The organism is Phenylobacterium sp. (genome assembly GCF_025351295.1).
GTDB lineage: Bacteria > Pseudomonadota > Alphaproteobacteria > Caulobacterales > Caulobacteraceae > Phenylobacterium.
This window is the reverse complement of sequence record NZ_JANXWD010000123.1, coordinates 1-12,111: the sequence shown is the minus strand read 5'-3', so window position 1 is coordinate 12,111 and position 12,111 is coordinate 1. Positions and strand designations below refer to the sequence as shown.

General features: G+C 71.9%; 11 protein-coding genes. 8 read left to right on the top strand and 3 right to left on the bottom strand.

All coding sequences use genetic code 11. The features are described 5' to 3' along the window. Nucleotides 1–18: 18 nt before the first annotated feature. Nucleotides 19–966, top strand: a complete 948-nt coding sequence (locus Q0R13_RS17220; RefSeq protein ID WP_293906208.1) for an ABC transporter ATP-binding protein — start codon at nucleotides 19–21, stop codon at nucleotides 964–966. Nucleotides 967–1,005: 39 nt separating this feature from the next. Here the strand turns inward: Q0R13_RS17220 and Q0R13_RS17215 are convergent, their stop codons facing one another. Further along, nucleotides 1,006–1,554, bottom strand: coding sequence for a GNAT family N-acetyltransferase (locus Q0R13_RS17215; RefSeq protein ID WP_293906206.1), 549 nt, complete (start codon nucleotides 1,552–1,554; stop codon nucleotides 1,006–1,008). A gap of 78 nt (nucleotides 1,555–1,632) precedes the next feature. Here Q0R13_RS17215 and mutS point away from each other — a divergent pair, with 78 nt between their 5' ends. Beyond that, nucleotides 1,633–4,317 carry a DNA mismatch repair protein MutS gene (gene mutS / locus Q0R13_RS17210; protein ID WP_293906204.1) on the top strand — a complete coding sequence of 895 codons (2,685 nt, stop codon included), beginning with the start codon at nucleotides 1,633–1,635 and terminating at the stop codon, nucleotides 4,315–4,317. Between the two features lie 148 nt (nucleotides 4,318–4,465). Here mutS and Q0R13_RS17205 read toward each other — a convergent pair whose 3' ends face one another. Then, nucleotides 4,466–5,170 carry a hypothetical protein gene (locus tag Q0R13_RS17205; RefSeq protein ID WP_293906202.1) on the bottom strand — a complete coding sequence of 235 codons (705 nt, stop codon included), beginning with the start codon at nucleotides 5,168–5,170 and terminating at the stop codon, nucleotides 4,466–4,468. Nucleotides 5,171–5,289: 119 nt separating this feature from the next. Here Q0R13_RS17205 and Q0R13_RS17200 point away from each other — a divergent pair, with 119 nt between their 5' ends. From Q0R13_RS17200 to Q0R13_RS17180, 5 genes are all read left to right on the top strand, one after another. Further along, nucleotides 5,290–5,892 (top strand): HAD-IA family hydrolase, encoded by a 603-nt coding sequence (locus Q0R13_RS17200; RefSeq protein ID WP_293906200.1) that lies wholly within the window; start codon nucleotides 5,290–5,292, stop codon nucleotides 5,890–5,892. Continuing rightward, nucleotides 5,889–6,797 carry a hypothetical protein gene (locus Q0R13_RS17195; protein WP_293906197.1) on the top strand — a complete coding sequence of 303 codons (909 nt, stop codon included), beginning with the start codon at nucleotides 5,889–5,891 and terminating at the stop codon, nucleotides 6,795–6,797. Before Q0R13_RS17200 ends, Q0R13_RS17195 begins: the two co-directional genes overlap by 4 nt. Before the next feature lie 89 nt (nucleotides 6,798–6,886). Beyond that, a complete protein-coding gene (locus Q0R13_RS17190) occupies nucleotides 6,887–7,204 on the top strand; it encodes an autorepressor SdpR family transcription factor (protein WP_293906195.1) in 318 nt (105 codons plus the stop codon). Further along, nucleotides 7,201–7,839, top strand: a complete 639-nt coding sequence (locus Q0R13_RS17185) for an SdpI family protein (protein WP_293906193.1) — start codon at nucleotides 7,201–7,203, stop codon at nucleotides 7,837–7,839. The genes Q0R13_RS17190 and Q0R13_RS17185 overlap by 4 nt, the downstream gene beginning before the upstream one ends. 46 nt (nucleotides 7,840–7,885) lie before the next feature. Further along, nucleotides 7,886–10,708, top strand: a complete 2,823-nt coding sequence (locus tag Q0R13_RS17180; protein ID WP_293906191.1) for a [protein-PII] uridylyltransferase — start codon at nucleotides 7,886–7,888, stop codon at nucleotides 10,706–10,708. On the opposite strand, the gene Q0R13_RS17175 is transcribed toward Q0R13_RS17180, so the two are convergent. After that, nucleotides 10,705–11,361, bottom strand: coding sequence for a sulfotransferase family protein (locus tag Q0R13_RS17175; protein WP_293906189.1), 657 nt, complete (start codon nucleotides 11,359–11,361; stop codon nucleotides 10,705–10,707). The two genes, Q0R13_RS17180 and Q0R13_RS17175, sit on opposite strands and share 4 nt — an antisense overlap. Nucleotides 11,362–11,561: 200 nt before the next feature. Between Q0R13_RS17175 and Q0R13_RS17170 the strand changes: the two genes are divergently transcribed. Next, nucleotides 11,562–12,111, top strand: a 550-nt coding sequence (locus Q0R13_RS17170) for a lipid II flippase MurJ (RefSeq protein ID WP_293906240.1), incomplete at its 3' end; no start/stop codon positions are given.

The window sequence follows — 12,111 nt, the reverse complement described above, 5'->3', positions numbered from 1 at the left end:
CGTCAACGACAGGACGTCATGGAACTCCCCGAATACGCCATCGAGGCCCGCGGGCTGGTCAAGACCTATGCCGCCACCAAGACCACGCCGGCAATGCATGCGCTGAAGGGCCTGGACCTGGCGATCCCGCGCGGCTCGATCTTCGGGCTGCTGGGGCCGAACGGGGCCGGCAAGTCGACCTTCATCAACATCCTGGCCGGCCTCTGCCAGAAGACGTCGGGCGAAGTGAAGATCTGGGGGCGCGACATCGACACCCATCCCCGCGACGCCCGCGCGGCGATCGGGGTGGTGCCGCAGGAGATCGCCGCCGACCCGTTCTTCACGCCCCGCGAATCGCTGGAGGTGGCGGCCGGGATGTACGCCGTGCCGAAGTCCGAACGCCGCAGCGACGAACTGCTGGCCGCGCTGGGCCTGGCCGACAAGTCCAAGGCCTATGTGCGCCAGCTCTCCGGGGGCATGAAGCGCCGGCTGATGGTGGCCAAGGCCATGGTCCACAACCCGCCGGTGCTGATCCTGGACGAGCCCACCGCCGGGGTGGACGTCGAACTGCGCAAACAGCTCTGGAACTACGTCCTGGAGCTGAACCGCAAGGGCGTGACCATCGTGCTGACCACCCACTACCTGGAGGAAGCCCAGGAGCTCTGCGACCAGATCGCCATCATCAACCGCGGCCAGGTGGTGGTCTGCGAGCCGACCACGACACTGCTGCGCCGCCTGGACACCCGACTGGTGCTGGTGACCCCGGAGGAGCCGCTGCTGGCGGCGCCCGCGCTGGCGGGTTTCGAGACCAGGCTGACCAAGTCCGGCGGCTTCTCGGTCAGCTACCGCACCGGCCAGTCCAGCGTCGAACAGGTCCTGGCCGCCATCCGCGCCGCCGGCCTGCACATCAAGGACATCTCCACCGAGGACCCGGACCTGGAGGACGTGTTCGTGTCCCTGACCTACGCCGCGGAACCTTCGACATAGCCTCCTTCCTCCCCCGCGCAGCGGGCGAGGAAGGAGGCTTCACGCGATCAACGTCCGGATATCGGCCCAGCGGTAGGCGACCTCGTGGAACATCTGCCCGCCGGGGCCGGGTTCCAGGCGGGCCGGTTCGGCGACGCCGGCCAGGTGCTCGTAGAACGCGCGCGCCGCGACGTTGTCGCGCAGGACGGAGATCACCAGCGAGGTCGCCCCGCGCGCGGCCAGGGCGCGGGCCGCGTCGCGCAGCAGCCGGCCGCCCAGCCCGCGGCCCTGGGCGGCGCGGACCAGGTAGAGGGTAGCGACCTCCGCCTCGCCGGCCGCGCGGCGGCGTGACGGCGCGCCCTGGACATAGCCGACCACATCGCGGCGGTCGGCGGCGGCCAGGGTCACGTCGTCCGGACCGGGCCTGATCAGCGCGTGGGCGAAGCGCCGGGTGTGCGCCGCCTCGGACATGCGGGCGAGATAGGCCTCGGGCAGCATCCCCTGGTAGGTCTCGCGCCAGGCGGCGACGTGGACGCGCGCCAAGGCGCCGGCGTCCGCGGGGCCCGGCGGAAACACCACATACTGCGTATCGACGCGCTCCTGGGACATCCATCCACAGCTTGGCGTTCCCGCGTCGTGGTTCAAGTGGTGCGGTCATCGCAGCCATCCTTTAGCGTCCGGCGGCCGATGAACGCCCAGATCTCCCACACGCCCGACGCCGCCGGGGCCACGCCGGTGATGGCCCAGTACTTCGCGGCCAAGGCCAGCCAGCCCGACGCCCTGGTGTTTTTCCGGATGGGCGACTTCTACGAGCTGTTCTTCGAGGACGCCCAGAAGGCCTCGTCGGTGCTGGGGATCACCCTGACGGCGCGCGGCCAGCACGGCGGCCAGCCGATCCCCATGGCCGGGGTGCCGGCCCACGCCATGGAGGCCTATCTCGCCAAGCTGATCCGTGCCGGCTTCAAGGTCGCGGTCTGCGACCAGCTGGAGGACGCCGCGACCGCCAAGCGCCGGGACGGCCACAAGGCCGTGGTGCGCCGCGATGTCGTGCGGGTGGTGACGCCGGGCACGTTGACCGAGGACGGCCTGCTGGACGCCCGCGGCGCCAACCGGCTGGCCGCCGTGTCGGTGCGCGCCGGCTCGGCGGCGGTGGCCAGCGTCGAGCTCTCGACCGGCGAGGTGGAGTGCCTGGGGGTCACGGTGGCGGGGCTGGCCTCGGCGCTGGCGGCGCTGGGGCCGTCGGAGATCCTGGTCCCCGACCGGCTGTTCGCCGACGCGGCGATCGCCGCGGCGCTGACGGCGGCGGGCGGCTTCATCCAGCCGATGCCGGGGGCGCTGGCCGAGCCGGGCGCCTCGGAGGCGCGGCTGAAGCGGCTCTATGGCGTCGACACCCTGGACGGGTTCGGCCCGCTCAGCGGCGCCGAGATTTCCGCGCTGGGCCTGATCGCCGCCCACCTGGAGACCACCCAGGCCGGCCGCCCGCCCGCCCTCTCCGCGCCGCGCCGCGCGGGCGAGGCCGACGTCATGGTCATCGACCCGGCGACCCGGGCCAGCCTGGAGATCGAGCGGTCCACGTCCGGCGCGCGGGACGGCTCATTGCTGGCCGCCATCGACCGCACGGTGACCGCGCCCGGCGCGCGGATGCTGGCGTCGCGGTTGGCGCGGCCGCTGATGGACCCGGCCGCCATCGACGTGCGGCTGGACGCCGTGGCCTGGTTCTGCGGTCACCGGGCGCAGCGGCAGAAACTGCGCGAGGCGCTGAAGGGCCTGCCGGACATGGCGCGGGGCCTCTCGAGGCTGGCGCTGGGCCGCGGTGGTCCGCGCGACCTCGGCGCCCTGCGCGACGGGCTGGGCATCGGCGAGGCGGTCTGCCGCCTGTTCACCGAGACCAGGGACCCGCTGGTCACCCTGCCCCTCGAGACCGCCGAGGCGCTGGCGGCGCTGGACCTCGCCAATGCCCCGGAGCTGTCGGCGTTTCGCGACCTGCTGGCGCACGGGCTCGACCCCGACCTGCCGGCGCTGGCGCGCGACGGCGGCTTCGTGGCCCCGGACGTGCGGCCGGAGCTCGACCAGGCCCGGGCATTGCGTGACGACAGCCGCCGGGTGATCGCCGCCCTGGAGGCCCAGCTGGCCGGCGAGAGCGGAGTGGGCCTGAAGATCCGCCACAACGCCGTGCTCGGCTATTTCGTCGAGACCACCGCCAAGGCCGCCGAGCCGCTGTTCGCCACGCCGCTCAACGCCACCTTCATCCACCGCCAGACCCTGGCCAACCAGGTCCGCTTCACCACCGTGGAACTGGCCGAGCTGGACGCCAGGATCGCCCAGGCGGCCGAGCGGGCGCTGGCCATCGAGCTCGACACCTTCGAGGCCTGGCGCGAAGCCGCCATCGGCGTGGCGGGCGCGATCCAGGCCGCCGCCCTGGCCGCCGCGCGCCTGGACGTGGCCGCCGCCCTGGCCGAATGGGCCGACGACGTGGGCGCCACGCGGCCGGTGGTGGACCGCTCCACCGCCTTCGAGGCCGAGGCGGCGCGCCATCCGGTGGTGGAGGCCGCCGTCCGCCGCAGTGGCGAGGCCTTCACCCCCAACGACTGCCGCCTGGACGGCGCGGGGGTGGGCGGCGCGCGGCTGTCGCTGGTGACCGGGCCGAACATGGCCGGCAAGTCGACCTTCCTGCGCCAGAACGCCCTGCTGGCCGTCCTCGCCCAGTCCGGCTGTTTCGTCACGGCCAAGCGCCTGCGCCTCGGCGTCGTCGACCGCCTGTTCAGCCGCGTGGGGGCCGGCGACGACCTGGCGCGCGGGCGCTCCACCTTCATGATGGAGATGGTGGAGACCGCCGCGATCCTCACCCAGGCCACCCCGCGCTCGCTGGTGATCCTGGACGAGATCGGCCGCGGCACCGCCACCTACGACGGCCTGGCCATCGCCTGGGCCTGCGCCGAGGCCCTGCACGAGACCAACCGCTGCCGCGCCCTGTTCGCCACCCACTACCATGAGCTGGCCGTGCTGGAGGGCCGCCTGGCCCACGTCTCCAACCTCAGCCTGAAGGCCCGGGAGTGGAACGGCGACCTGATCTTCCTGCACGAGGCCGGGCCCGGTCCCGCGGACCGCTCGTACGGCGTGCAGGTCGCCAAGCTGGCGGGCGTCCCTGCCGGCGTGGTAGCCCGCGCGAAACAGGTGCTGGAACGCCTGGAGCGCGAGGCGGCCGGCCCCGCCAACCTCGACGACCTCCCCCTATTCGCCGCCGTCGCCGAACCCGCCGCCCACTACGGCCCGAGCAAGGCCGAGGAAGCCCTGCGCGCCCTCGACCCCGACGGCATGAGCCCCCGCGAGGCCATGGATGCGCTGTATAGGCTGAAGGGCCTATTGGCCTGATTTCCCTCCCCTTCATGGGGAGGGACAGACCGCGAAGCGTTCCGGGTGGGGAAGTCACGATCCTCCCCGACGCCGAGTTCCGGCCCACACTTCCCCACCCAGTTTGCCTTTGGCAAGCTGGCCCTCCCCATGAAGGGGAGGGAAAAGGTCACTTTGCAGCCGTCCAGCCCGGCGAGATCGACATGTAGATCTGGTCGCTGTCGCGGATCGGGCCGAACAGGATGACCACCGAGGCGTCGACGCCGCAGGCGCTGAGCGGCCAGCGTTCGGCCCAGGCCTGGTCCTGGGCGATCCGGGCCAGCGTCGTGGGGTCCTTGAGCGCGCTGTAGAAGATGCCCGGCGTCGCCTTCGGAGGCGGCGACCCGACCGCCAGCAGGTGGACGCCGCCCGGCCGCGCCACGACCTCGGCCTCGCCGAAGCCGACCTCGACGCATGTGGCCGACACCCGGCCGGCCAGCACGGCCTGGAGTTCGTGGGCCGCCTGTTGCTGCAGGCCATAGCCGGCCAGGCTGTCGCCGGGGATGCCGGTGCGCGCCTGCCACCCCTGGCCTTGCAGCGGCGCCAGCACGCCGATGTTCACCCGCATCCTCCGGCCGCAGCCCTCTACGGTCAGCGACTCGGCCAGCGCGGTGGCGCGCACGCCGGGCGGCGGCTTGGCCAGGGGGCCGGTGGTGGTGGCGATGTCGCGCACGGCGGCGTCGGAACAGCGGGGCTTCAGCGAGAAGGCGGCCTCCGCCTCGATGGCCTGGTCGGCGAGCCAGGCCTTGTACGCCGCCTGGTCGGCCACCGGCACCACGGCGGCGGGGCGGTCGGCCAGGGCCAGGGCGGCCGCGAATAGGGTGGAAAGGATCACGTGCGGGCCCCGGTGACTGCGCGGCCATATTACGGCCATACCGAGCCCTATATTTCACGGTGGCTCGTTTGCCTGCCTCTCATGAGACCCATGAACCCTCACCGCATGGCCGTTTTTGAATGACCGGGTTGCGGGCGCTGATGGTCGATGTCGACGGCGTGGTGATCGTGCCGCCGCCGGGCGGCTGGGCGGCGAACCTGGAGCGGGACCTCGGCCTCGCCTCGGCGACCCTCCAGGCGCACTTCTTCAAACCCCACTGGAACGACATCGTCCTCGGCCGCGCGGAACTGCACCATCGTCTGGACCCTGTGCTGGCGCAGCATGCCCCGCACCTCACCAGCCAACAGCTGGCCGCCTACTGGTTCGAACACGACGCCCAGTTCGACCCGGCGCTGCTGGCCGACCTCGCCGTCCTGCGCGCGACCGGCGTCCAGCTCCATCTGGCCACCATCCAGGAGCACCTGCGGGCGGCCTACCTCTGGGACAGGCTGCGGTTCCGCGACCGCTTCGACGCCATGCACTACGCCGCCGACCTGGGCTGCAAGAAGTCGGACGCGGCCTTCTACGCCGCCGTCGAGGCTCGCACCGGGTTCGCGCCGGCCGAGCACCTGCTGCTGGACGACAGCCTCGCCAATGTCGAAGCCGCCCGCGCCGCCGGCTGGCGCGGCGCGGTCTGGGACGGGACTCGGTCGCTCGGCCAGGCATTGGCGGGGGCGGAATGACGGCTTTGCGCGTCCTGCGGCGGCTCTGCGCGGCCGCGGTCCTCGGCCTGGCCGCCCTGGGAGCCTGCGCCCAGGCGAGCCCACCGGCCTGGGCGGACTTCCGGGACCCGCGGCCGGTGGCGATCCTCGGCTATGCGGGCGAGGCGATGGAGCCGTTCCTCTCGCGCGACGGCGCGACCCTGTTCTTCAACAACCGCAATGGGCCGCACGACCAGACGGATATCCACTGGGCCGAACGCGTCGACGACCTGACCTTCCGCTATCGAGGCCCGGTGGCGGGGGCGAACAGCGCCGCCCTGGACGGGGTGCCCACGATGTCGAGGACCGGGCGCTTCTGCTTTATCTCGACGCGCGCCTATCGCCAGAGCCTGGCGACCGTCCACTGCGGCGCCTGGTCCCGGGGCCAGCTCACCGGCGTGACGCTGCAGACCGAGGCCTCGGTCCACATCCCCGGCCGCCTGGTCTTCGACGTGGAGATCGACGCGGCGGGCGAGCGGCTCATCCTGGCTGACGGCCGGTTCGACGGCGGCGCGATGCCGGCGACCGCGGACCTGCGCCAGGCGCGCTGGGCCGACGGCGAGTTCCGGCTGTGGCCCGCAGACGACCGGCTGTTCGCCGCCATCAACACCGGCGCGCTCGAATACGCCCCCGCGCTGTCCGCCGACGGCCGCCTGCTGGCCTTCACCCGGCTGGAGGGCCATCCGCCGCTGGCGCGCCTGGGCGTCTGGATCGCGCGGCGCGAGACCCCGGACGCGGCGTTCGGCCCGCCGGTCCGCCTCGACGCCATCGCGGGCTTCGTCGAAGGGCCGACCTTCTCCCCGGCCGGGGACGCGATCTACTATCACCGGCGCGAGGCCGGCCACTTCTCGCTCTGGCGCGTGACCCTGGCGACGGCCGCTCGCTAGCCCGCGCCTTAAATTTCGGTCATCACCGAAATAAGCCTTGTGGCCGGTCAGGTTTTGTATTTTGCTAATTAGCGAAATAGGAAACCAACGTGTCCGAAGTCTACAAGGCCCTGGCCGACCCGACCCGTCGCCGCATCCTCCAGCTCCTGCGCGAGCGGGAGATGAGCGCGGGTGAGATCGCCGGGCACTTCGACCTCGCCAAGCCTACCCTCTCCGGCCACTTCGCGGTGCTCCGGGAGGCGCGGCTGGTAAGCCCGGAGAAGACCGGCACCACCATCATCTACCGCCTGAACGTGTCGGTGCTGGAGGAGGCCCTGATGGCCCTGATGGACACCTTCAAGGTCGACCCCAAACCCGCGGCGCCCCAGGGCGTGGCGGAAAACCCCAAGCTGGGAGGACCCTCATGAGACTCAACCGCGCCTATTGGATCTCGAGCTTCCTCGTCGCCGCCACCATCTTGGTCGGGCTCTGGGGCTGGGTCACCCTGCCCGAGGGCGCCGGCGTGCCCCTGCATCACCTCGGCTTCGACGGCCAGATGCACGGCGAGCCCTCGCGCGCCGTCATCTGGGCGATCCCCTTCGCCGCCTTCGTGGTGCTGGCGACGATGCGGCTGGTCGCCCGCCGCGGCGTGGGTGAGGCGGTGGAGGCTTATGAGGCGACGATCATCGGGGTGGCCGGCGTGCTGCTGGTCGCCGAGGCAGTGCTGGTGGCCCGCGCCCAGAACCCTGGCTTCGATGTGATGCGGCCGGTGGCCGTCGCGGTCGGCGTCTTGCTGCTGGCGCTCGGCAATGTGCTGGGCAAGGCGCGCCATAACGCCGTCTTCGGCGTGCGCACGCCCTGGACGCTGGCCGACCCGCGGGTCTGGGACAAGACCCACCGTTTCGCCGGCCGCGGCCTGGTGCTGGGCGGCGTGGCGCTGATCGCGATCGCCTTGGTGCTGAAGCAGGAGGCCGCGCTCGGGATCGCCATCGCGGTCTGTACGGCAGGCCCGCTGCTGACCGCCGTCGGCTGGTCGCGGCGGCTGAGCCGCAGACGCCATTAGCGGGACCCCTGACGCCGGGGCGCGGATCGGCCTATATCAGCGCTCGATGGTCAGCCGCCTGCGTCCCACCCGCCTGGAATATGTCGTCGACGGCGTGCGGCTGCGCACCCAGCTCACGGCGGCGGCCCTCGACAACCTCGGCGACGAGGCCGGCCAGCGCAAGGCCGCCCTGGACGTCCTGAAGGCCGCCCTGTTCCGCGGCCGGATGATCGCCAAGGAACGGCTGGAGAGCGCGGCCGGCGGGATCGAGACCGCGCGGCTGATCTCGGGGGTCACCGACGAGGTGATCACCGCGCTCTGGGACTTCACCACCGTCCACATCTTCCGCGCCCGCAATCCCACGGAAGGCGAAAGACTCGCGCTGATGGCCGTGGGCGGCTACGGCCGCGGCACGCTGGCGCCGTTCTCCGACATCGATCTGCTGTTCGTGCGACCCTACAAGCAGACCGCCCACGCCGAGAGCGTGATCGAATACATGCTCTACGCCCTGTGGGACCTGGGCTTCAAAGTCGGCCACGCGTCGCGGACCATCGAGGAGTGCATCAGGCTCTCCCGCGAGGACTTCACCATCCGCACCTCGATCCTGGAGGCGCGCAGGCTGACCGGCGACGAGAAGCTGGCCGAGGAGCTGATGATCCGGTTCCAGAACGACGTGGTGCGCGGCACCGGGGCCGAGTTCGTCGCCGCCAAGCTCAAGGAGCGCGACGAGCGCCACGCCCGCGCCGGCGTCAGCCGCTACATGGTCGAGCCCAACATCAAGGAGGGCAAGGGGGGCCTGCGCGACCTCAACACCCTGTTTTGGATCGCCCAGTACCTGCACCCCGGCCAGTCGATCGAGAAGGTGCTGCAGCTGGAGATGTTCGCGCGGCGCGAGGTGCGCAGCTTCATCCAGGCGTTCGACTTCCTGTGGGCGGTGCGCTGCCACCTGCACTTCACCACCGGCCGTCCCGAAGAGCGGCTGACCTTCGACCTGCAGCCGGAGCTGGCGCGGCGGATGGGCTATGGCGACCGCGGCGACGCGCCGGCCGTCGAGCGGTTCATGCGGCGCTACTTCCTGATCGCCAAGGACGTGGGCGCGCTCACCCGGGCGTTCGCCGCCAAGCTGGAGGCCGAGCAGGTCAAGCTGGCGCCCAAGGGCATCTCCCGCTTCCTCCCCGGCCGGCAGATCAAGCGCAAGCCGCTGGACGAGCCGGGGTTCCATGAGCTGGGCGGGCGGCTGGACGTCGATCCGGACATCTTCGAGCGCGACCCGATCAACCTGCTGCGGCTGTTCCGGGTGGCCGACCAGCGCAACCTCGATCTGCACCCGGACGCCTTCTTCGCCGCCTCGCGCAGCCTGGGCCTGATCACCTCGGCGGTGCGCCGCGACCGCCATGCGGCCCGGGTGTTCCTGGACATCCTGGCCCGCGGCCGCGACCCGCAACGGACGCTGACCTTGATGACCGAGGCCGGGGTGCTGGGCCGCTACCTTCCGGAGTTCGGGCGCATCGTCGCCCAGATGCAGTTCAACATGTACCACTCGTACACGGTGGACGAGCACACCCTGCGGGCCGTGGGCGTGATCGCCGACATCGCCGCGGGACGGCTGGCCGCCGACCATCCGCTGGCCGTCCAGATCATGCCGCTGATCGCCGACAAGGAAGCCCTGTTCCTGGCCATGCTGCTGCACGACACCGGGAAGGGCGGGGCGGGCGGGCAGGAGGTGGCCGGGGCGCGGGCGGCGCGGCAGGCATGCGAGCGGCTGGGGCTGGAGCGCTCGAAGATCGAGCTGGTGGCTTGGCTGGTCGAGCACCACCTGGTGATGAGCGACTACGCCCAGAAGCGCGACGTCTCCGACCCGCGCACCGTGGCCGACTTCGCCCGCATCGTGCAGACGCCGGAACAGATGCGCCTGCTGCTGGTGCTGACCGTCGCCGACATCCGCGCCGTGGGGCCAGGCGTCTGGAACGGCTGGAAGGGCCAGCTGATGCGCGAGCTCTACACGGCCACGGAAGCCGTGTTCCGCGGCGGCCGCGGCTCTGACGCCGCCGCCGCGCTCAAGCGCTACCAGGAGAACGCCGCCTATGACGCGCGCGTGCGCCTGGCCCTCGCCGATCCGGCCGCCGAGCCCTGGGGCGACGCCATGGAAGACGCCTATTTCACCGCCTTCACCGACGAGGAAGTGGCCACCCACGCCCGGCTGGCCCGCGTCGCGGCGGAAGGCGCGGTGTCCGCCGCCGAGGGCCGGGTGCGCACCGATCTCAACGCCTCGGAGGTGGTGGTCGCCGCCACCGACCGGCCGCGGCTGTTCGTGGGCTTGGCCGAGGCGATCACCGCGGCCGGCGCCAACGTGGTCGGCGCGCGGGTGTTCACCTCCCGCTCGGGCCAGGCGCTGGACGTGTTCTACGTTCAGGACGTCACCGGCGCCCCGTTCGGCGCGGTCGATGCCCGGGCGCTCGCGCGCCTGGCCGACGACCTGGCCGCGGCCGCCCGCGGCGACCCCTCGGCCCGCGAGGCGCGCCGCAAGGGCGACCTCAGCCGCACCGCGGCCTTCGCCATCACCCCGGCGGTGATGCTGGACAACGACGCCTCGGAGACCGCGACCGTGGTGGAGGCGTCGGGCCGCGACCGGCCGGGCCTGCTGGCCGGGCTGGCCCGCACCCTGTCGGACGCCGGCCTGGTGATCACCTCGGCCCACATCGACGGCTATGGCGAGCGCGCGGTGGACGCCTTCTATGTGATCGACGAGGCCGGCGCGAAACTGACCGACGCGCGCAAGGGCAACACCCTGAAGACCGCCCTGCTGGGCGCCCTCAACGACACCGAAGGCGACGGCTCCCCCAAGACCCGCACCAACCTCCAGCGCGCCCGGGCCAGCGTCGCCCGCTAACGCGTCTCGTGGCTCGCGCGGGCCGCTTCGAGCAGCTTGCCCGGGCCGCCGCCGGCCATGCTGGCCTGGAACTGCTGGGTGGAGTTCTCGCGCGGGAACGGGGTGTCGGGGACCGGGACGTCCATGAAGGCGCAGAGCGGCTCCCAGCCCTGCGCCACGTCGAACACCAGCAGCCGGTCCTTCGGCACGCCGGCGATCACCGCCTCGGTGTGGCGGGCGAAGAAGTCCAGCATGAAGGCGCGGTCGTTGCGGTCGCCGCCGTACCAGTTGGCCACGGTGTCGAGGAACGCCTTCATCGGCGGCGGCATCTCCGGCGCGTCGGCCGGGCGCGGCGCGAAGATCGTGGCCTGGGTGCTGTCGAACCACTTGCCCGGATCGCGCACAGTATGCAGCACCTTGGCGTCGGGATAGTGCGCCGCCAGTTCGCGCCAGTACATGCATCCTGGATGGTCGACCATCGAACGATAGCCGGCGAACATCGCGTCCCAGTCGCCCTGGCCGGCCCCGGCGGCGACCCACAGCGGCAGGGTCTGCGGGTGCATGAACACCTCCACCATGTGGTGGCAGGGCCCGAAGCCCAGCTGCTCCAGCGCCAGCTTGCTTGAGAGGGTGCCCGTGCGCCCCAGCCCCGAGCCGATCACCTGCAATGCCATCGCGTTTCCCCTTGCCCAGCGACGACCGTAGGGCGCCGCACGGAACCTGCATCAATATTCCACACGCCGGCGCCGCCACGACCCGCTAGGTTGACGGCCTCCCCGACACAGCCGACCAGGGCTCCGTGACCGACAAGCCCCACGCCGCCACGCCGTCGAAGACCGCGGCCACCCCCGCCAGACCGACGTCGGCGAGAACCATGTCGGCGGGGGGCGGCGGCCTGCTGCGCTCGTCGGCCATCTATTCGGCGCTGACCCTGGTCAGCCGGTTCCTGGGGCTGGCGCGGGACCTGGTGATCACCGCGCGGCTGGGGGCCAGCCAGACCATCGCCGCGGACGCCTATTTCACGGCGCTGACCTTCCCCAACCTGTTCCGCCGGATGTTCGCCGAGGGCGCCTTCGCCGCCGCCTTCGTGCCCGACTATTCCCGGCGCCTGGCCGCCGACGGCAAGGCGGCCGCCGACGCCTTCGCCGCCGACGCGCTGGCGACCATGGCGGCAGCGACCGTGGTCATCACCGTGCTCTGCGAGCTGGCCATGCCGTGGATCATGCGGGTCTATTCCTACGGCTTCCTCAGCAACCCGGCCAAGTTCAAGCTGGCCGTGGCGCTGACCATGGTCACCATGCCCTACCTGCCGTGCATGGTGATCGCGGCCCTGTTCGCCGGGGTGCTGACGGCGCGGGGGCGGTTCATCGTCTACGGCTTCTATCCGACCCTGCTGAACGTGGTGATGCTGGCGGTCGTGCTGC